At 71.4% G+C, this 20,360-nt stretch carries 16 protein-coding genes and 1 pseudogene; 8 read left to right on the forward strand and 9 right to left on the reverse strand.

Features of this window, described 5'->3' with window-relative positions:
- The first annotated feature begins 68 nt into the window (after positions 1–68).
- The 3 genes from AC3IX6_RS00320 to AC3IX6_RS00330 all read left to right on the forward strand — a co-directional run bounded on the left by AC3IX6_RS00320 (position 69) and on the right by AC3IX6_RS00330 (position 4,342).
- Positions 69–779, forward strand: a complete 711-nt coding sequence (locus AC3IX6_RS00320) for a response regulator transcription factor (RefSeq protein WP_489368129.1) — start codon at positions 69–71, stop codon at positions 777–779.
- The gene (locus AC3IX6_RS00325) at positions 776–2,500 is read left to right on the forward strand and encodes a sensor histidine kinase (protein ID WP_489368130.1); all 1,725 of its coding nucleotides are present in this window, start codon (positions 776–778) and stop codon (positions 2,498–2,500) included. Before AC3IX6_RS00320 ends, AC3IX6_RS00325 begins: the two co-directional genes overlap by 4 nt.
- A 150-nt stretch (positions 2,501–2,650) precedes the next feature.
- A complete protein-coding gene (locus AC3IX6_RS00330) occupies positions 2,651–4,342 on the forward strand; it encodes a hypothetical protein (protein WP_489368131.1) in 1,692 nt (563 codons plus the stop codon).
- 63 nt (positions 4,343–4,405) lie between these two features.
- Here the strand turns inward: AC3IX6_RS00330 and AC3IX6_RS00335 are convergent, their stop codons facing one another.
- On the reverse strand, positions 4,406–6,169 hold the full coding sequence (locus tag AC3IX6_RS00335) for an FG-GAP repeat domain-containing protein (RefSeq protein WP_489368132.1): 1,764 nt from the start codon (positions 6,167–6,169) through the stop codon (positions 4,406–4,408).
- A gap of 248 nt (positions 6,170–6,417) precedes the next feature.
- Between AC3IX6_RS00335 and AC3IX6_RS00340 the strand changes: the two genes are divergently transcribed.
- The 4 genes and pseudogenes from AC3IX6_RS00340 (at position 6,418) to AC3IX6_RS00355 (ending at position 10,117) form a co-directional block, all read left to right on the forward strand.
- Entirely contained in the window at positions 6,418–7,029 is a 612-nt protein-coding gene (locus AC3IX6_RS00340; protein ID WP_489368133.1) for a hypothetical protein, read from the forward strand.
- A pseudogene (locus AC3IX6_RS00345) lies at positions 6,930–7,928 on the forward strand (sensor histidine kinase); the annotation flags it as partial. The gene AC3IX6_RS00340 and the pseudogene AC3IX6_RS00345, both read left to right, overlap by 100 nt.
- Positions 7,925–8,599 carry a response regulator transcription factor gene (locus AC3IX6_RS00350; protein ID WP_489368134.1) on the forward strand — a complete coding sequence of 225 codons (675 nt, stop codon included), beginning with the start codon at positions 7,925–7,927 and terminating at the stop codon, positions 8,597–8,599. The pseudogene AC3IX6_RS00345 and the gene AC3IX6_RS00350, both read left to right, overlap by 4 nt.
- 171 nt (positions 8,600–8,770) lie before the next feature.
- Positions 8,771–10,117, forward strand: a complete 1,347-nt coding sequence (locus tag AC3IX6_RS00355) for a lipase family protein (RefSeq protein ID WP_489368135.1) — start codon at positions 8,771–8,773, stop codon at positions 10,115–10,117.
- Between the two features lie 70 nt (positions 10,118–10,187).
- Here AC3IX6_RS00355 and AC3IX6_RS00360 read toward each other — a convergent pair whose 3' ends face one another.
- Positions 10,188–11,066 carry a GNAT family N-acetyltransferase gene (locus AC3IX6_RS00360; protein ID WP_489368136.1) on the reverse strand — a complete coding sequence of 293 codons (879 nt, stop codon included), beginning with the start codon at positions 11,064–11,066 and terminating at the stop codon, positions 10,188–10,190.
- A 396-nt stretch (positions 11,067–11,462) separates the two neighbouring features.
- Between AC3IX6_RS00360 and AC3IX6_RS00365 the strand changes: the two genes are divergently transcribed.
- A complete protein-coding gene (locus AC3IX6_RS00365; RefSeq protein WP_489368137.1) occupies positions 11,463–13,805 on the forward strand; it encodes a M9 family metallopeptidase in 2,343 nt (780 codons plus the stop codon).
- Between the two features lie 93 nt (positions 13,806–13,898).
- Here the strand turns inward: AC3IX6_RS00365 and AC3IX6_RS00370 are convergent, their stop codons facing one another.
- The 7 genes from AC3IX6_RS00370 to AC3IX6_RS00400 form a co-directional block, all read right to left on the reverse strand.
- Positions 13,899–14,351 carry a hypothetical protein gene (locus AC3IX6_RS00370; protein ID WP_489368138.1) on the reverse strand — a complete coding sequence of 151 codons (453 nt, stop codon included), beginning with the start codon at positions 14,349–14,351 and terminating at the stop codon, positions 13,899–13,901.
- Positions 14,352–14,589: 238 nt separating this feature from the next.
- Positions 14,590–14,805 (reverse strand): DUF6243 family protein, encoded by a 216-nt coding sequence (locus AC3IX6_RS00375; protein ID WP_489368139.1) that lies wholly within the window; start codon positions 14,803–14,805, stop codon positions 14,590–14,592.
- Between the two features lie 191 nt (positions 14,806–14,996).
- Positions 14,997–15,926 (reverse strand): SDR family oxidoreductase, encoded by a 930-nt coding sequence (locus tag AC3IX6_RS00380; protein WP_489368140.1) that lies wholly within the window; start codon positions 15,924–15,926, stop codon positions 14,997–14,999.
- 97 nt (positions 15,927–16,023) lie between these two features.
- On the reverse strand, positions 16,024–16,464 hold the full coding sequence (locus AC3IX6_RS00385; RefSeq protein WP_489368141.1) for a hypothetical protein: 441 nt from the start codon (positions 16,462–16,464) through the stop codon (positions 16,024–16,026).
- A gap of 77 nt (positions 16,465–16,541) precedes the next feature.
- A complete protein-coding gene (locus AC3IX6_RS00390; RefSeq protein ID WP_489368142.1) occupies positions 16,542–17,417 on the reverse strand; it encodes an oxygenase MpaB family protein in 876 nt (291 codons plus the stop codon).
- 101 nt (positions 17,418–17,518) lie between these two features.
- Positions 17,519–19,624, reverse strand: a complete 2,106-nt coding sequence (locus AC3IX6_RS00395) for an MMPL family transporter (protein ID WP_489368143.1) — start codon at positions 19,622–19,624, stop codon at positions 17,519–17,521.
- Between the two features lie 169 nt (positions 19,625–19,793).
- The gene (locus AC3IX6_RS00400) at positions 19,794–20,291 is read right to left on the reverse strand and encodes a MarR family winged helix-turn-helix transcriptional regulator (RefSeq protein ID WP_489368144.1); all 498 of its coding nucleotides are present in this window, start codon (positions 20,289–20,291) and stop codon (positions 19,794–19,796) included.
- Positions 20,292–20,360: the final 69 nt, after the last annotated feature.

Consider the following 20,360-nt stretch of genomic DNA (forward strand, 5'->3'; position numbering starts at 1 on the left):
TTCGCATTCGCCCGTCCACCGGGTACTTTCGGCACAGTCCATCCCAGGTCGGGTCTCAGGAGGTCTCGGTGCCGGCGCCCGACGAAGGTCCGGGCGCACGCGAGCAGGAACCGACCCGGCTGCGTGTGCTGATCGCGGACGACAGCTTCCTGATCCGGGAGGGGCTGAGCCGGCTCCTGGAGCTCAGTGACGCCGTCGAGGTCACCGGCACCTGCGCCGACGAATCCTCGACCGTTGCCGCCGTCGCCGCCGCCCCGCCGGACGTACTGCTCTGCGACATCCGGATGCCGCCGTCGTTCACCGACGAGGGAGTCCGTCTGGCCGACGGCCTGCGGCTCTCGCATCCGGGCGTCGGCGTGGTCCTGCTGAGCCAGGAACGGCACGTCGACCTGGCCGCCCGACTGCTGGAGTCGGGAGCGTCCGGTCGCGGCTACCTCCTCAAGGACCGCGTCCACGACCTCGACCTGCTCGTCTCCGCCGTGCGATCGGTGGCCAGGGGCGAGTGCCACATCGACTCCGCCCTCGTCGAGGACCTGGTACGCCGGCGCCGGACCGAGACCTCGGCCCTCGACGCCCTCACCCCGCGCCAGCGCCAACTCCTCGCGGACATCGCCGAGGGCAGGAGCAACGCCGCCATCGCCCGCGACCGCTTCCTCTCCGTGCGGGCCGTCGAGAAGCACGTCAGCGAGATCTTCGGCCGACTGGGCCTCACCGGTGACGCCGACATCAGCAGGCGCGTACGGGCCACGCTCCTGTACCTCGACACGCACCGCCGATGACCGCAGCCGTGCTCGCGACGGTCGGCGTGGTCCTGGTGCTGCTGGCCGCGGCGCTCCTGGGGCGGCGCCCGCAGGACCGGCGGCTCGCGTGCCTGCTGGCCCTGCTGTGCGTGGCCTACGCGGTGCGCGGGCTCGGCGCCTCGGACAACCCGTTGGTCTTCGGCCTGGGCAGGGCCCTGGGGCAGCTCGCCGAGTTCGTCCTCGTCTGGGTGATGCTGAGCTTCCCCACCGGACGGCTCCGGTCGCGGGCCGACCGTGTCATCGTGGCCCTGAGCGCCTTCAGCGCCACGGTGCTGTGGCTGCCGACCGTCCTGTACTCGGCCACGGTGCCCCTGCCCGGCCCGCTCGTTCCGTGCGCCCCTGACTGCCCGCGCAACGGACTCCTCATCGAGAACCTCCCGCAGGTCTCCGACGGATTCCTCACGGCCTTCCGCTGGCTGAGCGCCGCGATCCTGCTCGCGGCCGCGCTCTCCCTCCTGGAGCGGCTGGTCCGCTCCAGTCCGGGTGCCCGCCGGACGCTGGCACCGCTGCTCGTCGTATCCATCCTGCGCACCCTGGCCGTAGCCGTGTTCGTCGTCACGAACGGCGCGCTGCCGTCGGGGCAGATGCTGGTGCCGTTGTTCTGGGCGGTGCCCCTCGCCATGCTCCTCGGCCTGCTGCTGGCCCGTCTCCACGCGGCGGGCGTGCTCCTGCGCCTGGTGTCGGGGCTCCAGCACCGGCCGGACGCGGACGCGCTGCGGCAGGTCATGGCCACGGCGCTGCGGGATCCCGGCCTCGACATCTTCTACTGGCTTGCGGACCGCTCCCGGTGGGCGGACTCCGCGGGGGCGCTCCACCAGGAGGTCCCGCTGTCCCGTCCCGGGCAGGCAGTGACCCCTGTCGGCGGGAGCGACGGGCGGCCGCTCGCGTGCGTCGTGCACGACGAGGTGCTGCTGGACCAGCCCGCGCTGCTGGCGGCCGTCACCCAGAGCGTCCGGATGACGCTGGAGACCAATCGGGACGCGGCCGAGCTGGCGCTCTCGGGGGCGCGGATCGCCGACGCGCACAGCAGTGCGCGCCGGGTGATCGAGCGGGACCTGCACGACGGCGCCCAGCAGCGGCTCATCGCACTGCGGATGAAGGTGAGCGTCCTCGCGCGGCTGCTGCCGCAGGACGCGCGGCGCGCCGCGCAGCTGGCCGCGGAACTCGGCCCGGACGTGGACGCCGCACTGCGGGAGATCCGGGACGTCGCCCATGGCACGGGACCCTGGATGCTGCACGCGGAGGGGCTGGCCGTGGCCCTCTCCGACGCGATCGGGCGCTTCCCGGAGGCGGTGTCCCTGCGGGCCGAGGGCATCGGCCGGTATCCCGGTGCGGTGGAGAGCGCCGTGTACTTCACCTGCGTGGAAGCCGTACAGAACGCCGTCAAGCACGCGGGGCGGAGCAGCACGGTCGCCGTCGAGCTGACGGACGACGGGCATCGCCTGTCGTTCTCGGTACGGGACGACGGACCCGGCCTGTCGCCCGCGAACCCGTCACCCTCACCCTCACCTTCACCCTCGCCCTCACCCGCCGGGGTGCCGCCCGCCGGCTCGGCCGGACCCGGTGGAGCGCACGGCGTGGGTCTGGCCAACATGCGTGCCCGCATGGCGGCCTGCGGCGGAGAGGTGAGCATCGTCGGACGCCCGGGGGAAGGCACCGAGGTGTTCGGTCAGGTCCCGCTGCGGCCCGAGGGCAGCTGACCCGGCGGAGCTCGCGCGGCTCCGTGGCCCGCCGTCGCGCCCGCCCCCCGAAGACACCAGAAAACCGAACCCCCCTGGTACGGGCCACTGCCTTGGGCGGCCCTCCGGCTTCGGCGAGGCTTCGGCCGACGACGAAGTCAGGAGACCTCCATGCTCAACCGCGTGCACAAGCGATGGCTCGTCCCGGTGGCGGCCGCCGCCCTTGCCGGAGCGCTGGCCGCCGGCATGCCCACCGCCTCCGCGGGCACCCCCTCACCGCGGGCAGACCGCGTGCCGACGCCGGCCACGGCTGCCCCGTCCCTCGTCGGGGGACCCGGCAGCGACTGCTTCTGGTACTACGGCGGGATCGGTGCGGATCCTCTGTTCAACATCGCCTACCCCGACGCCGGCGCCGTCTACTGGGCCGCCTACTACCGCCGCCCCGAGGGATCGAAACTGACGCTGGAAGGCACCTACCCGCACGCGCGGTACTTCTCCTTCATCTCGTACGACCGCCTCGGCCAGCCGGTGGACGGCATCGCGGACTACCAGATCGCACCGGACCGGGGCTCCGCCAACCCGTACTCCCCCGGTGCCCGGCGCAACACTCCCGCGAAGAAGCGCGGCTACACCGTGTCGTTCGACCACGCGGCCAACTTCGACGCGGCCACCGGGAAGCCCGAGTTCACCATCCGCGACCCGCGCAACGACGAACCGCAGCGCAACGCCCTGCGCACCATCCCCACGGCCTCCCTCGGCCAGACGCCCCTGGGCGTCGAGACGGGGTCGGACGGCGTGCGGTACGAGACCGACCTCGTCCTCATGCGGGTGTACGTCCCGGACCGCGGCAAGGACATCACCGGCGGCGTCGGGATGCCCCGGCCGGCCCTGACCCTCGCCGACGGGACGAAGCTGACCGGCCAGGCCGCCTGCGACGCGATGGACTCCGAGTCGAAGGACCACACCCGCCTCAACAACGGCGCCACCCGTCTGCCGGAGCCGTCGTCGATGACCCTGAGCGAGGCCACGTACAGCGCCCTGCGGTATCCCGACCGGATCCCCGACGGCGCAGACATGCTGCCGAACACACCGGGCGTCCAGGTCCAGGTCTTCCCTCCGACCGGTCCGAAGACACCGAAGTCGTACCCGAGTCCGCCGCCCGGCGTGCTGTTCCAGACCAAGCGTGCGGTGGGCCCCGCCTTCCCCGCCGCGTACACCCCCGGCGACGGTCGGGAAACCTCGCGGACGACCAAGTGGACGGCCCAGTACGACCGCTCGTACCTGCTGCAGACCTGGACCGGTGACGACGCGGTCGGAGCGAATCCCGCACCCGGCCGGACGGGCGGCGGTTTCTTTCCGAACATCCACAACAACTACATGCGCACCGTCCTGAGCGGCAAGCTCGGCCAGGTGGCCGTCGTCAAGGGCAAGCTGCCCACCGCCGTCGCCACACATGACCGCGACCCCGTCATGGGCTCCGGCCAAATGCGCTACGCCTCGTTCTGCGTCAACGAGTCCGTGTACACCACCCGCGTCATGGGCTGCGCGTACGACGAAGAGGTTCCGGTGGACAAGAACGGCACCTACACGGTCGTCGTCAGCCTGGACCAGGACCGGCCGCGGAACGCCCGCCCGGCGTGCGGGGTCGCCTACATCGAACGGACGGCCCGCGGCGACGGGTACCAGGACCAGGACTTCGCCTGGTTCCAGATCCGGAACATGCTGCCCGACACCGGCTTCCGGCAGGCGGTCCAGAACACGAAGGTCCCCGGGGACGAGGCCGCGGCGATGGGGCCCTACCTGCCCGACGTCACGTACATGAGCACGGACCAGTTCGAGGCGAAGGGCTGCGCGCGCCGCTGACCCGTACCCAGGAAGAGGCCTCCCCGGCACGGTGCCGGGGAGGCCTCGGGCCGGCCGCGGGACTCAGATCATGTTCTTGTAGATGTTCCAGCCGGTGCCGAACTTCACCCGGGCGGTGAAGGTCGCGGTGCCGGCGTTGCCCGTCGAGGTGTAGAGGTACATCTCGCCGTTCGGGAGGCGGCCGAGCACATCGCCCTTGCCGTCGCCGTCGATGTCACCCGGCACGACCAGCATGTCGTACACGTTCCAGCCGGTGGCGATCTGCTCCCTGGCGGCGAACGGCGCGGTGGACGTTCCCGTGCCCTTGTAGAGGAACAGCCGGCCGGAGGTGTCCCGGGCGAGCACGTCGGGCCGCCCGTCGCCGGAGTAGTCCCCGGCTCCGACGACCGCGTTGTAGGTGTTCCAGCCGGTGCCGACCTTGATCCGCGCGCCGAGCTTCGTGTACACCGCACCGTCGCCGGGGTGCAGCCACAGGACACCGGCGGAGTCGCGGCTGAGCAGGTCGCCCTTGCCGTCGCCGGTGAGGTCACCGGGGCCGACCATGAGCGTGTAGTTCCACGACGTACTGATCTTCTGGCCGCGGATGTACAGGTCGCTGCCGATGTTCTGCACGTAGCTGGCGTGGTTGTGGCTATTGAGCCCGGTGGCGTAGGTGTTGCGGGAGCCGGAGGTCTCGGTGCCGACCGCGGTCGGCGGCGTCAGGTAGTCGCCGTTGGCCAGGGCGTCGTACTTGACCAGGGTGTTGTTGGCCTGGGTCATGAGGTTCTGCGCCTTGCCGTACAGCTGCGTGGTGCCCGCGCCGATCATGAACTTGTTTCGTTCCCACCCGCTGCCGTGGTAGACGGGTGCGGCGAACTTGCCCCCGCCGATCGACTTGTAGAAGTACTGCAAGCCGTCGCGGTTGCGGGCGATCAGGTCGCTCTTGCCGTCGCCGTCGACGTCGTCCGGTCCGCTGATCACGTTGTACGCGTTCCAGCCGGTGCCGACCTTGACGCGGGGCTTGAGCGGGGCGGTGGCACTGCCGGATCCCTTGTGGAACCACAGCTCGCCGGTCAGGGTGCGGGTGAAAACGTCGCCGAGGCCGTCTCCGTCGGCATCGCTGGCGCCGACGATCTGGTCGTAGATCCCCCAGCCGGAGCCGACCTGGACCCGCGAGTTGAAGGGCCTGCTGACGCTTCCCGTGCCGGTGTACAGCCACAGCAGGCCGGCGTGGTCGCGGGCCAGCAGGTCGGGGCGGTGGTCCCCGGTCACGTCGCCGGTGGCCACCACGCGGTTGTATATCTGCCAGCCGCGGCCTGACCACAGGGGCGCCGACGTTTCCTTCACGCCGGCCTCGTAGAGCGTGAGCACGCCGTCGAAGGAGAGGGAGAGCAGCTCGGGCCTGGTCGTGCCGCCGACATCGCCGACCGGCAGCAAGTCCTTGAACGAGGCCTGGGGGTCGGTCTTGTGGATCGCGTAGTCGCTCCAGGCGGAGATCGACGACAGGTAGACGCCCGTGCTCTGGTCGTACTCCATGACGATCATGTCGCTGATGCCGTCGCCGTCGACGTCGTGCCGCGGCTTGGCGGCAGCGGCCACCCGTGCGAGGGACGTGGCGCGGGTGGGCAGGACGACGGTCGGGTACCCGCCGTCGCGACGCTGCGCGTCGTCGGGGGCCGACTCCGTTGCCGGTGCCGGTGCGGCCGCCGCCGGCCGCGCGAGGGTGGAGGCGGGAGCCGGATGCTGCGGTGCGGCGGTGCTCGGGGTGGCGGAGAGGGCGGCGGCTGTCAGGGCGAGTAAGCTCCCGGCGGCCAGGCTGCGCAGGCGTCCGCGGTGCGGTGTAGTCAAGATCCCCCCTGAGGATCGAGCCGTGGGGGCCTGCCCGGGCACGTGCTGCCGTATGCCCCGGAACACGCGTCCGTGCGTGAACGGTCCCCCACTTCCGTCCGTTCAGCGTAGGCCCTGCCACTGACAACGGACGGGGTCGCTCCGGGTGTTCCGACGACCGCCGGTGGAGAGGGGCGAGGGCGAACTCCACCCCCTTTTCCACCCCTGGGTCCAGGTGTCGCGGGCCGACCGGTAGCAGCCTGGAGGACATGACAACGACCGCGTGGATCACCGACATCGCCCTCATCCTGATCGTCTTCCGGCAGCTTCGGGAAGGACGGCTCGACCTCAGGTCCTTCCTGATCCCGCTGGGGATCGTGGCCTTCGTGGCCTACTCCTACCTGGACACCGTCCCCACCGCCGGCAACGACCTGACGCTGATCGCGGTCCTGATGGGCGCGGGCGCCGCGCTCGGCATCGCGGGCGGCGTCTGCACCCGGATCCGGACCGTCGACGGGCACGTGCTCATCAAGGCCGGCATGGTGTCGGCGGTCCTGTGGGTCGTGGGCATGGGAGCGCGGATGGGCTTCCAGCTGTGGGTCGAGCACGGCGGCGGCGCCCAGGTCGCCCGGTTCAGCGTCACCCACCAGATCACCGGCGACAAGGCGTGGGTGGCGGCGTTCGTCCTCATGGCCCTCACCGAGGTGGTCACGCATGCCCCCGAACAAGAGCCCCGCGCGCCCCGGGACGGCAGCTTCCCCGGAGGCGGCCCCGCAGGCGCACGGCCGCGCTGCTGGCCCGGGCCGTGCCCGAGAACGCCGCGACCCAACGGTTCACCCCCGCCTGGCTGGCCGCCGGCGTCCTCGCGGCGGCCACCCTGATCGGTGTGAGCAGCAGTGGAACGGGTTACCTCTTCGCCTTCTTGCTGACCGGTCACATCGGATACCGGCTGGAGGCCAGGTGGGCCCTGGCCCTCGCGGGACTCTGCAGCGTGCTCTGCGCCGGCGTCCTGTACCTCCACCTCGGGCCGGGAGACCAGCAGCTGCCCTGGGTGGTCGGCCTCGCCACCGGCGCACCCGTCCTGATCGGCATCCTCAACCGCAGCCAGCGCCAGGCCGTACGGGCGGTGATCGCAGCGTCCGAGTCGGCCGAACGCGCCGCCCGGGCCGAGGCGCGGACGGCCGTGCTGAGCGAACGCGGCCGGATCGCGCGGGACGTGCACGACGTACTGGCGCACTCGCTGGCCGGGATCAACATGCAGCTGGAACTGACCGACGCGCTGATCGACACCGGCGACCTCGAGAAGGTCCGGGAGGCCAACTCCAAGGCCCACGACCTGGTACGGGAGAGCCTGAAGCAGGCGCAGTGGACCGTTCACGCGCTGCGCGAAGACGCGCTGCCGCTCGTGGAGAGCCTGGCCGCGATGGTCGAATCCTCCGGTCACCACGACGCCCTCACCGTCATCGGTACGGCCCGCCAGGTCCCGGTCCAAGTGACCCAGAACCTGTTGCGGATCGCCCAGGAGGCGCTGACCAACGCCGCCCGGCACGCGCCCGGAGGAGACGTCCGCGTGGAGCTGACGTTCGCCCCGGCATCGACGACGCTGAGGATCCGCAACCGCCCCGGCACCCGAGAGGCGCACGCGGGCCCCGGCAGCGGAATGGGGCTGATCGGCATGCGCGAACGCGTCGCGCTCCTGAACGGAACCGTCACAGCGGGCCCGGTCACCGAGGGACCGGACCGGGGCGGCTGGCACGTGGAGGCAGTGATCCCGGGATGAGCGAACCGACCGAGGAGCAGCAGAAGTTGAGGGTGGTCGTCGCCGACGACCAGGCCGCCGTCCGGGAGCCGCTCGCCGCGGTGCTCGGCCTGTCCGGGGACATCGACGTCGTCGCGTCCGCCGCGGACGGAACCGAGGTGCTGGCGGCGGTCGCCGCGGGACCCGTGGACGTCGTACTGATGGACCTGCGGATGCCGGTCATGGACGGGATCGAAACGACCCGCCGCCTGAGCGAGCGGTACCCGCAGGTGGCCGTGGTCGTCCTCACCACGTTCGCCGACGACGACTCGATCCTGGGCGCGCTGGGCGCGGGAGCCCGCGGGTACCTGACCAAGAACGCGGGTCGCCAGGACATCACCCGGGCCATCCGGGCCGCCGCGGCCGGGCAGTCCGTGCTCGACCGCGCCGTGCGGGACCGGCTGCTCGCCACCGCCAGGACCACGGCCCCGAAGACCTCCGAGCCGGGATCCGCCCTGCCGCAGGACCTCACTCACCGCGAGCGCGAGGTGCTCGCGCTGATCGGCCGGGGCCTGCCCAACCGGGGGATCGCCGAGGAGCTCTTCATCAGCGAGGCCACCGTCAAGACCCACATCAACAACCTGTTCGCCAAAGCGGGCATCCGCGACCGGGCGGCCGCCGTCCGGCGCGCCATCGAGGCGGGTCTGGCCTGACGCCGTCCCGCCCCTCCTTCCTTGGGCGGCTGCGGGCTCGGAGGCCGCTCGCAGCTCCCTGAAGGCGTGCCGCAACCCTGTTCACGCCCTTTACCTACTGGTAACTTGCGGCGCGGTTACCACCGGTAACGCATATCCCCCTGTGATCCATCGAGCGAATCCGAGGGACTCATGCACCGCATCGCCATGGGGAAGCTGGCAACCGCCATAGCCACCGCCCTGGCCGTCACCGCCATGACGGCCTCCACGGCCGCGGCCGCCCCGGCCGCCCCGTCGACAGCGACAGCGGCGGACGACCCGTTCTACACCTACGACGGCAGCGCGCCCTTGTCCTCGTACGCACCCGGCACCGTGCTCAAGACCCGGACGCTGCAGTACCACGTCCTCGGCATCCCGACGCCGGTCAAAGCGGTCCAGCTGCTCTTCCGCACCGTGGACGCCCAGGGCCGCCCGTCCGCCGGGGTGACCTCGGTCGTGCGCAGCCTCACCGGCGACAGCGGCAGAGCCGTGTCGTACCAGTCGTTCTACGATTCCCTCAACCCGGCGGACTCGCCGTCCCGGGCCATCGCCGGGGACGTCTCGCTCGGGGGCCTGATCGCGAACGGCGAGTCCCTCCTCCTGGTGCCCCTGCTGCTGGCGGGCTACAACGTCATCATCCCGGACACCGAGGGACAGAGCGCCGACTTCGCGGCCGGCCCGGAGTACGGAACCACCACGCTGGACTCGATCCGGGCCGCGAGCCGGTCCCCGGAGACCGGCCTGAACTCCGCCACCCGGATCGGCCTGGCCGGCTATTCGGGCGGAGCCATCGCCACCCACTGGGCGGCCGCCCTCGCCCCGGGCTACGCGCCGGACGTCGACAGCAGGCTCGTGGGCTACGCCGAGGGCGGGCTGCTCGTCGCCCCGGCGCACAACCTCAAGTACGTCAGCGGCAGCTCCGTCTGGGCCGGTGTCGCACCCATGGCCGTCCTCGGGGCCGCACGCTCCTACGACATCGACTTCGCGCCCTACCTGAACAGCTACGGCCAACAGGTGTTCAAGGAGCTCGAACGCGGGTCGATCATCAACGCCCTGGGCCAGTACCCGGGACTGACCTGGAAGAAGATGGTGAAGCCGCAGTACGCGAACCCGAACTCGGTGCCCGCCTTCGTCGAGGCGGTGAACAAGCTCAACCTCGGTTCGGCCCCGACCCCCAACGCCCCCGGGTTCATCGTGCAGGGCGGCGGAGGCGTCCTGGAGGGCACCTTCAGCAACCTCCCGGGCATCGGAAGGGGTGACGGGGTCATGGTCGCGGGAGACGTGCGCGCGCTGGCGCGGCAGTACTGCGCCAAGGGCGGCACCTCGCTCAAGTACCAGCAGTACGACCTGCTCAGCCATGTCGGCGCCGCCGTGCCGTGGGCGCCTTCCGCCCTGGGCTGGCTGGGCGACCGGTTCGCGGGCAGGACGGCTCCGTCCGACTGCGGCAGGATCCCCGCGGGCAACTCGCTCGCACCGGAGGTGCCCGTACCGGCGTCGTAGGGCCCGGCCGTGACAGCGCCGACGGGCCGGACCGGGTGATGCCCGGGTCCGGCCCGTCGTCCGCTCGCCCCTACAGGTCGAGCTGGTACTGGACCGTCGTGTGCGTGGGCACGTAGTCGAGGCTGTCGCTGATGCGCCTCATGTGCGTGTTGCTGTCGGCGGTGTCGGTCCGGAGGCCGCCGAGTTCTGGATGGCGCTCGCGGGCTTGCCGGATCGATTCGGCCTTCATCCATCGGCCGAGGCCGTGGCCGCGGTGCTCGGGCAGCACGCCGGTGCCGTAGTGCTGGCCGTCACCCGTGCCGTTGCCGGGGACGACCAGTTCCGTGAACCCGGCGATCGAGCCGTCGACCGTGTCGATGGCGACGACCGTGTGCAGCTCGTCTCCGCGGTCCCGAACGGCCTTGGCCGCGGCCCGGACCCGGTCCACGTCCCAGATCGTGATGCCGTGGTCTGTGTCTTCCATGGGCATGTCGTCCATGGCGCGGCGCGAGGCGGCGAACGTCCCGGCGAGGTCGTCGGGGACCGCTCCCCGCCATGACGCCAGCCGGTAGCCGGGATGCGGACGCCCGATGATCCCGGCCAGGGCGGTGAGGTCCACGTCGGCCAGGGACAGGCGGGCGAACCTCAAGGTGAGCACCTTGCGGAAGCCGTGGGACGGCAGGAAGCGATCGCCGGGCGATCCGGCCTCGGCCTGCGCGCTGACGCAGCGTCGGGCGTTGTCCCGGGCGGCGGCGACGGCCGTGTCGAGGAGCCTGGAACCGACGCCCTCGCGGCGCTCCACGGGGTGGACGTGGAGCGTCAGTTCGGCCAGGTGCTCTTGTCCGCCGTCGAACAGGCGCAGGAAGGCCGACCCCACGGGGATGGAATCGGCGTCGGACGCCAGCCATGCGAGGCGTCGGCTGTGCGCCCCGTGAGCGGGGTCGGTCAGTGGAGTGATGCGAAGCGACAAGGTGTCTCCGTGGTGAGGAGGCGGCAGAGGGCAGTACGCGGGTTCGCCAGCTGGGCACTCGTGCGCATGTGCTCCACACCTCCTCGTCGACGGTGCCGGTCCGGAAGACGATGGACGGCTCGGGCGAACCTAGCCGGACCATCGATTCCTCGGCAAAGGATTAACGGGGAGTCCCCGCACCGCCCCCCACGTGCCGTCAGACCGCCGGCGCCGGAACGGGCACGGGACGCGCTGCCGCCTCGGCCATGTCTGCGGCCGGCAACGATTCCATTGCGCCGGCAGGCAATCTGGCCAAAAGACTTCCGGCGTGATGCGACATGTGAAATTTTACATGTCACACATCAGTCGCCCGTGTATCCCAGCACGCGGCCACAACGGCCCCGGAGGCCCCCGCAGATGCATCCCTTCCGGATAACGAAGGCCAATACGCGCAGACTTCCCGCGCTGGGCGCAGCCGTCTTCATTGCGCTCGGCCTGCTCGCGCCCCAGAGCCAGGCCGCCTCCGCCGGCGCCACGACCCCGGCCGGTGCGTACGCACGGGGAACCGCGGCACCGGCGCCGCGGTCGATCCCGGTCCCCAAGTCGCCCGATGCGATGAGCAACGGCTCCCGCTTCCGGATCTCCTCGCAGGACAGCACCGAGGAGTCCGCCACCGCCCCCGCGCCGACCGTCAAGCCCGTACAGCCGGCCAAGTCCGGCAAGGACGGCCAGCGGTCCTCGGCCGCCGCCGGGGACGAGTGCGGTGACCTTTCCGGCGTGATCAACGCGACCGGCGCCACCCTGGTCCAGCAGCTCAAGGCGCTCCCCCGGATCACCTGTACGTACCCGCTGTTCAGCCTCACCGGGGAGAACGCGCGCAGGGCCTTCAACGAATCCCAGATGGTGACGGTCGCCAACGCGCTGCGCGACGCCTCCGCGACCTACTCGGGCAGCAACAGCGCCGCCGTCGGGCAGCTGGTGCTGTTCCTGCGGGCCGGCTACTACGTGCAGGACAACAACGGCGACGTCGTCGGCCCCTACGGCACGGCGCTCGACGGTGCCGCGCGCGGCGCCCTGGACGCCTTCTTCGCCTCCCCGCGCAGCAAGGACGTCACGGACGCCAACGGTGAGATCCTCAACGAGGTCGTCACCCTGATCGACAGCACCCACGCGGCCGGACGCTACGCCGGCGTCGTCAAGTGGATGCTCGCCAGCTACGACGGCACGTGGCCCGGTCAGATGAACCTCGCGATGCAGCACGTCGAGTGGGTCGTCGAGAACGGCTTCAAGGCCAAGAACGACGACCGCGGCTGGCGGGCCGCCCTCAAGGCCGACCCCGCCATCCTGGACACCTGGGCCGGATTCATCACGCGCAACAGCGCGCAGCTCAACCGCCTGGACGTCGTCAGCAACGTCGGCCGCTTCCTCGGCTACTCCCTCGACGTCCCCGAGCTCAAGGAGCGGGTCCGCCCGCTGCTGAAGGACCTGATCAACCGCTACCCGAACGTCGGCCCCACCGCGCCGATCACCATGAACCTGGGCTGGTACACGCGCCAGTACGACAGGAACAACTGCGCGGCCTACGCCATCTGCGACCTGGGCGAGCGCGTGCTCCCGGCGATCCTGCCGATCCAGCACACGTGCACCCCGGGCCTGAAGATCCGCGCCCAGGACATGTCCCCCGGGCAGCTGGCGAGCACCTGCACCAGCCTGGTCAACCAGGACGCCTACTTCCACCGGGTCATCGGCGACAAGGGCGCGATCCCCGGTGACGTGAACACGAACCTCGAGGTCGTCGTCTTCGACGACTACACCAACTACTCGCTGTACGCCTGGGCCATCTACAACATCGACGTCGACAACGGCGGCATGTACGAGGAGGGCAACCCGGCCGCCGCCGGCAACCAGGCCCGCTTCATCGCCCACGAAGCCCACTGGCTGCGCCCGGACTTCCAGATCTGGAACCTCAACCACGAGTACACCCACTACCTCGACGGCCGCTACAACATGGCCGGCGACTTCGAGGCCGGCATCGTGACGCCGACCATCTGGTGGGTCGAGGGCATCGCCGAGAACATCTCCTTCGGCTACCGGGGCGAGCGCAACGCCGACGCGATCGCCGAGTCCGGCAAGAAGACCTACAAGCTCAGCGACCTCTTCGACACCGTCTACGGTCAGGACGCCGACCCCGAGGTCAACTCGAACCGTGTCTACCGCTGGGGCTTCCTGGCGGTCCGCTACATGCTCCAGGCCCACCCCGCCGACGTCGAGACCGTGCTGGGCAAGTACCGCGCCGGTGACTGGAACGGTGCCCGCACCTTCCTGAAGCAGACCATCGGCACCACCTACGACGCCGGTTTCGCCACCTGGCTGACGACCGCCTGCGCGACCAACGACTGCGGCCCCCTGCCGGAGGCCCCCTCCACCCCGCTGTGCACGATCAGCGACCCCCGCCAGTTCGACAAGAACTGCCGCCGGGACAACCTCGCGGCCACCGCCGGCAACTACAGCTACCACTTCGTGTACCTGCCGGCCGGCGTCAAGCAGCTGACCATCACCAGCGGCGGCGGCACCGGCAATGCCGACCTGTACTACGGCGGCAGCAGCTGGGCCACCACGAGCAGCTACCAGGCGAAGTCCACCAACGCCGGCAACGGAGAGACCCTGACGGTGGACAACCCGCCTTCCGGGTGGGTGTACTTCAGCCTCGCCGCCGCCCAGGACTTCACCGGGGTGAGCGTCTCCACGCAGTCCAAGTGAGCCGGTCCGCCGGGTCCTGAAGGGGACGGCGGTCCGGACCGGAGCAGCCCCAGGTCGTCGACCTGGGGCTGCTCGGCATGGCGCGGGCAGGTGTCAGCAGGTGAGCGTGACCTCGTGGACCACCGGGCTGGCCGCGCGGGGGAACGCGGCCACGCCGAAGGTGCCGCGGACGGTCGAACCGCACGCGGCGGTGCCTGCGGGAGCGCGCACCTCGAGGGTGGCACCGGTGAAGAGGACCGGCTTGACCTGCGTCTGGGGCGCCGCGGATCCGACGACCTCCACCGACAGGGTGGTGAGCAGTTCCTTCACGGGGGGCTGCGGGCTGCCCGGGGAGGGCGGGCCGGCAAGTCCGACCTTCCCGTAGAACGTGACGGTCGTACCGGTGATCTCCGCGCACACCCGTGTGGCCAGTCCGGCCTGGAGGCCGGAGGTCCCGCAGGAGGTAACCGTCTCGATCAGGTCCGCGGAGGGGGCGGCGGCGGCCGGGGTGATCGTGCAGAGGACCAGACCCATGGCACTGGCTGCGAGCAGGGCTAAGCGGTTCATCGCGGTTCGTTCTCCTTGTGGTGGAGCGCCGTCCAAGGGTTCTCGGCCGGCGCTTATGACATGTGATATTGCACATGTCATTGGAACGGAACGTGTTCGCTATCTGAACTCCGCCGGGCAGCAGTACGACACTCTGGCCCCGGATCGGCTCCCACCGGGCCGTACGGCAGCAGGGCCCGGGCCGCGCATCGCGGTCCGGGCCCTGCCCCGTGCGGTGCCGCCCTGCGGCGGCGGTGCGTCAGTTCTGGGCGGCGGCGACGTCCGCCGGCCCGGCACCCTCTGCTTCGGCTGCCTTCTCGCGCATCTTGCGCACCAGCTCGGCCTTCTGGTCGGCCGCACCCTGGCGGTCGAGGTTGCGGTGCGGACCGTTGTTCTGGCGTTCGGCGCGGGACTGCCGCTTGCGCTGGCCGCCACCCTGGCCCACGGGGTTGTTGATGTTCTTGCTCACGGTCACGGGTTCTCCAGGTAATGATGTGAAGTGATCTACGGATTCAGCGGTGAGGGACGGGCGGCGACGTCGAAGAACGTCAGCAGAGGCCCATCACGCTCTCACTCGTAAATCGGCGTCTGGAAGAACATGACAACGTTACCCGGTTCTGCGGGTCCGGCACACCAACCCTTTCGCCGCCCCTGCGCCGGCCGGGGTTACAGCGGGTCTCCGAGGGGGCCGTACTCCTCTTGGAGGTTCTCGGCCCAGTGGGCGGCGAAGTCCGGCTGTGTGCCGTCGGCGTCGGTGAAGCCGTACTCCTCGTACAGGCCCCAGGTGGCCAGGGCGCGTCCGGTCTTGGCCATGATGCCGGGGTCGGCGGCCAGGGCGGCGACGGCCCGGCCGAGGTAGGCCGGGGTCTCGGAGTGGGCGAAGTTCGGGTCCTGGGCCGCGCCGTCGCGCCAGTTGGCCTCGGTGACACCGAAGTGTTCCAGCAGGGCTTCCGAGCGCAGGAAGCCGGGCGTGATGGCCACGGCCGCGACCCCGTGGGGCTTCAGCTCGGCGGCCTGGGCGACGGCGAGACGGATGACCGCGGACTTCGCCAGGTCGTAGAAGAAGGTCCCGCGGTAGCGGGCGGTGTTGCCGTCGGTGACCTCCACGACCAGGCCGCTCTTGCGGGCGACCATGAGGGGGAGCGCGAACCGGCTGGTGATGACGTGGGTCTCCACCGCCTGCCGCAGCAGCCGTAGACCGGTGTCCAGGTCCTGCTCCCACACAGGGTGTTCCCAGTCGGTCAGCGGGTCTCCGCCCCATACGGAATTCACCAGGATGTCGAGCCGCCCGTCCCGTTCGGCGGCGATCCTCTCGACGAGGGCCTGCACCTCGCCGGGACGGCTGTGGTCGGTTCGTACGGGAATGCCCAGGCCGCCCGCCGCGGTGACCTTCTCGGCGGTCTGCTCGATGGTTTCCGGGCGGTCCAGGTCGGAGCGCCCACCCGTACTGCTGCGGCCGGTGACGTACACCGTGGCGCCGGCGGCGCCGAGCTCGACAGCGATGCCCCGTCCGCCGCCCCGGGTACCGCCGGCGACCAGGGCCACCTTTCCGGCCAGCGGGCGGGCGTCGGTCAGCGGGCGTGCGTCGGTCTTCATGATTCCTCCAGGTCGTGGCCGTCTCGTCCGCGTACCAGGAACAGGGCTCCCCTTCCCACGGCACCCGCGCGGGAAGGGGAGTCGGGACGATCCCCGGTCAGCGGCGGCCGGCGGCCAGGGCGACGAGGAACTGGCCGCCGCCAGCCTGGACGTCGGCGGTCACCGGCATCCCCGGTACAAGTCGGGAGAACCGGTCCACCAGCCAGTCCGCCGCCTCCTGGGCGTCCTTCTTGGTCGGGCAGCGGCCCACCATCTCGCGGCCCCCCTTGCGCTCCAGCCTCTCGGCGACGGCGATCAGCGGCGCGGGTTCGACCACGTACAGGCGCTCGGGCCAGGCGATGACCACCTTGACGGCGCCCTTGCGGCTGTTGCACCCGCGGTGCGCGAGCCGTTCGGCGACCTTGGCCTTCCGGTCGGCGGTCCGGCTGTCGACACTGGGACCCCGCGGGTCGTTCACCGACTCGTCGGGGTCGACCGGTTCGTCACAGACCCAGCACCGCCAGCCGTCACGCTCGGCCACATCATCAAGGAGACTCATCCGAGCAACGTACCTGCCCGGCCACCACCCCGCGCACCACGGCCCCTGCCTTCGGGAGAGCCGGGGCGCGCCGCGGATCAGGCCGGCGGCCGGGGTGGTGGGGTCATCGCCCATCGGATCGACCGCGTCAGGGCCTGACCGGACAGGCGTACGCAGGTGTCCACCGGGGCGGTTGCGGGGCGCAGGCCGAGCATGCCAGGCGCCCACGGGGGCAGCAGGGCGATCGCGTTCGCGGCGAGCAGCGCGTACGGAGCCCTGGCCGGCCAGGGCAGTGGCGGGTGGCGGAGGAGGAAGCGGGCCGCCTCGAGCGCTTCGGGCGTGGCCCGCAACTCCGGCCGGTATGCGGCCAGAAGGGCCATGAGCGAGGCCCGGTCGCGGGGTGGGTCCACCACGCCGAGGGCTGCCGCCACCCTCGCGGTGTCCGCGACGTAGGCATCGTATCCGGCCGCGTCCCACGGGTGTGCGCCGAAGCGTTCGTGTGCGCGGAGGAAGCTGTCGACCTCCGCCGCGTGCACCCAGCCCAGCAGGTGCGGATCAGCCGCCCCGTAGGGCTCGCCCTCCGCCGTGGTGCCCCGCACCCGCTCGTGGACCGCCCGGACGCCGTCGACGGCGAGCTGTGCGTCCCGCGCCGTGCCGTAGGTGGTGACGGCGAGGAAGGTGCTGGTGCGCTGGAGCCTGCCCCACGGGTCGCCGCGGAAGCCGGAGTGCGCCGCCACGGCGGTCATGGCGAGGGGGTGCAGGGACTGCAGCAGGAGCGCGCTGAGGCCTCCGATGAACATCGAGGCGTCACCGTGGACCGTGCGGATGGGGCGGTCGGGGCCGAACCAGCGGGGGCCTGGTGTGGTGTGGATCCGTGCGCGGTTGGCGGGGCCCGAGGGTCCCGCGATCCGGCTGAACAGCGTCGAGCCGAGCCGGCCCCGTAGGGTCCGGTCGCCGGCGGAGGGCTTGTTCATGGTGGTGTCCTGCCCGCCCGGAGCCCGGTTCAATGCTTCGGGCGGGTCCGGGCGGAACGCCTCGGGAGGAACCCCCGGGGGAACGCCTCCGGTGGGTGGGGTCACGGGTGGTCGCCCTCGTCCGTGGCGCGGCTGAGCCCGCCGGGCCACCATGCGGCCGGGCCGATGTCCCGGACGAGGGCCGGTACCAGGAGGGACCGGACGACGAGGGTGTCGAGGAGTACGCCGAAGGCCACGATGAAGGCGATCTGGAGCATGAACGCCAGCGGGATGACGCCGAGCGCGGCGAAGGTGGCGGCGAGGACGACGCCCGCGGAGGTGATCACACCGCCGGTGGCCACCAGTCCTCGCAGTACTCCCCGGCGGGTGCCGTGCAGAAGGGATTCCTCGCGGACGCGGGTCATCAGGAAGATGTTGTAGTCCACCCCGAGGGCCACGAGGAAGACGAAGCCGTAGAGCGGTACGGAGGAGTCGGTCCCGCTGAAGCCGAGGAGCCGCTGGAACACGAGCGCGCAGACGCCCAGGGTCGCGACGAAGCTGAGGGCGACGGTGGCGACGAGGAGGAAGGGCATCAGCACCGAGCGGAGCAGCCCCACGAGGATGATCAGGATGATCACCAGGACGACGGGGATGATGAGCGTGCGGTCCTGCTCGGCGGTGCGCCGGGTGTCGTACTGCTGCGCGCTGGAGCCGCCGACGATCGCGTCCGCGTCCGGTACGGCGTGGACTGCCTGACGCAGTCGGACGACGGTCCGCTGCGCCGCCCGGCTGTCCGTGGGTGCGTCGAGCGTGACGTCGAGGCGGGCCCTCCCGTCCACCACGAGCGGTGTGCCGCCCCCGGGCCCCGGCGCGGTGAAGGGGGTGACCGCGGCGATGCCTTCGGTGTGCTCGGCGGCCCGCGTGACCTGGTCGAGCCGGTCGGCGTCCGCGATCACGACGGCCGGATTGCCCGATCCGCCGGGGAAGTGCTCGCCCAGGGTCTGCTGGGCGGCCACCGACGGGGCGTCGTTCACGAAGATCTCGTCCAGTGGCACTCCCTTGGCGTTGAGCGTGGGGGCGAAGGCGGCGCAGGCCAGGAGGACGGCGAGGCTGAGGGCCCAGACCTTGCGCGGGGCCCGGTCCACGACGGCCGCCACCGCCTTCCAGATTCCGTGGCCCGCCCCGCCCTCGGCGGTGTGGCCGATCCTGGCGGGCCAGTAGGCGGCGCGGCCGAGCAGGACGAGGACGGCGGGCAGGAAGGTGAGGGTGCTCAGCACCGCGCACACGATGCCGATCGCCCCCACCGGGCCGAGGGCGCGGTTGTTGGTGAGGTCGCTCAGCAGCAGGGCGAGCAGGCCGAGGGCGACGGTGCCCGCGCTCGCCGTGATGGGACCGGCCGACCGGCGCAGGGCGGCCCGTACGGCGGCGTACCGGTCCGCGCGGGCCCGGAGCTCCTCGCGGAAGCGTGCCGTGAGCAGGAGGGCGTAGTCGGTGGCCGCGCCGATCACGAGGATCGAGAGGATGCCCTGCACCTGCCCGTCGACGCGGACGATGCCGCGGTCGGCCAGCCCGTAGACGATCGCGCAGGCCAGTCCCAGGGCGAACACGGCCCCGACGATGATCACCACGGGGAGCAGCAGGCTGCGGTAGACCAGCAGGAGGATCAGCAGGACGGCGACGAGGGCAACGGCCAGGAGGAGTCCGTCGATTCCGGCGAAGGCATCGGCGAGATCGGCCTGGCTCGCAGCGGGTCCGGCCAACTGCACGACGGTGCCGGGGACCTTGGCCGCGGCCGCCGCGATCTCCTCCAGGGTGCGGGGCAGTTCCTCGCCGAGATCGGGCTCGACCCGTACGACGCCCTGCAGGGCCCGGCCGTCGGCGGAGAGAACGGCGGCGGATGCGGAGGCGGGGCCCGGCCGCAGGCCCGCGCCGCTCAGACCGGCCAGGGCCCGCGTGGCCTCCTCCTGCTGCCGGGGTCCCAGGTGCGCGCCCGGTGTCTTCGCCGTCCACACCACGATCACCGGCAGGCTCTCGTCCTGCCGGAAGGCCTTCTGCGCCTCGACGACCCGGGTGGACTCGGCGCTGCGGGGCAGGAAGGCGGTCTGGTCGTTGGTGGCCACCTCGCCCAGCTTTCCCGCGTACGGGCCCAGCCCGCCCCCGACGAGCAGCCAGACGGCGACGAGGACGACGGGGATCAGCCATCGGCTGAACCGTGGTGCGGCGGACATGGCGCTCCCGGGTATCCATCGAGCTATCTCAACGGTTAACAATCTCAATGATCGAGATAGATTACCTGACCGGCACGACGTCAGCCAGGAGGGGCGGGGCCGGCGAGGTCGCTCGTACACCCCTGTATTCGCCGGGAAGGGCCGGTGCGGATGCGGACCGGCCGGGGATTCAGCGCCCCGGAGCTCGCAGGTCGCCGAGTTCCTCGTTCATGGCGGCGAGGAACCGCAGGGCGACCGCGAGTTCCTCCTCGCTGAATCGCTGCCGGGCGCTGTCGGTGGCGTCGGCCAGAGGCATGAACGACGCGCGTGCCGCGGCCCTGCCCTGGTCGGCGTAGCGGATGTGGATGACGCGGCGGTCCTCGCTCTCCCTGGAGCGGGTGATGTGCCCGGCGCGCTCCAGCCTGTCGAGGCAGGCCGTGACGGCGCCCGAGGTGAGGCCGAGGTGCTCGCGCAGCCGGCCGGGGGTGAGGGGCTCGGGGCTGTCGAGGACGACGGACAGCGCCTGGACGTCGGTCGGGTGCAGCCCCTGGCCGTGCGCGAATCCGTGGACCAGCCGGTTGATCTCGCCGTTCAACCGTCGCAGTTGCACGGCGAACGCATGGAGACTCACCTCACCGTTCCCTTCCGGGACACCTCCGCCGGCTTTTCGCACATCCGTATTGGCCACGGGGTCAGCGTATAGAAGCCAGCCCTCCGGCCTCGTGCGCGATCGAGGGAGTGCTGCATTCGAGTGGAC

The sequence above is a fragment of the Streptomyces sp. GL_141 genome (genome assembly GCF_057834385.1).

What these genes read in the sequence shown, in the direction of transcription:
- AC3IX6_RS00325 (WP_489368130.1), top strand. Translation starts at nt 776, where the DNA reads ATGACCGCAGCCGTGCTCGCGACGGTCGGCGTGGTCCTGGTGCTGCTG.
- AC3IX6_RS00330 (WP_489368131.1), top strand. Translation starts at nt 2,651, where the DNA reads ATGCTCAACCGCGTGCACAAGCGATGGCTCGTCCCGGTGGCGGCCGCC.
- AC3IX6_RS00340 (WP_489368133.1), top strand. Translation starts at nt 6,418, where the DNA reads ATGACAACGACCGCGTGGATCACCGACATCGCCCTCATCCTGATCGTC.
- AC3IX6_RS00350 (WP_489368134.1), top strand. Translation starts at nt 7,925, where the DNA reads ATGAGCGAACCGACCGAGGAGCAGCAGAAGTTGAGGGTGGTCGTCGCC.
- AC3IX6_RS00355 (WP_489368135.1), top strand. Translation starts at nt 8,771, where the DNA reads ATGCACCGCATCGCCATGGGGAAGCTGGCAACCGCCATAGCCACCGCC.
- AC3IX6_RS00365 (WP_489368137.1), top strand. Translation starts at nt 11,463, where the DNA reads ATGCATCCCTTCCGGATAACGAAGGCCAATACGCGCAGACTTCCCGCG.
- AC3IX6_RS00370 (WP_489368138.1), bottom strand. Translation starts at nt 14,351, where the DNA reads ATGAACCGCTTAGCCCTGCTCGCAGCCAGTGCCATGGGTCTGGTCCTC.
- AC3IX6_RS00380 (WP_489368140.1), bottom strand. Translation starts at nt 15,926, where the DNA reads ATGAAGACCGACGCACGCCCGCTGACCGACGCCCGCCCGCTGGCCGGA.
- AC3IX6_RS00385 (WP_489368141.1), bottom strand. Translation starts at nt 16,464, where the DNA reads ATGAGTCTCCTTGATGATGTGGCCGAGCGTGACGGCTGGCGGTGCTGG.
- AC3IX6_RS00390 (WP_489368142.1), bottom strand. Translation starts at nt 17,417, where the DNA reads ATGAACAAGCCCTCCGCCGGCGACCGGACCCTACGGGGCCGGCTCGGC.
- AC3IX6_RS00395 (WP_489368143.1), bottom strand. Translation starts at nt 19,624, where the DNA reads ATGTCCGCCGCACCACGGTTCAGCCGATGGCTGATCCCCGTCGTCCTC.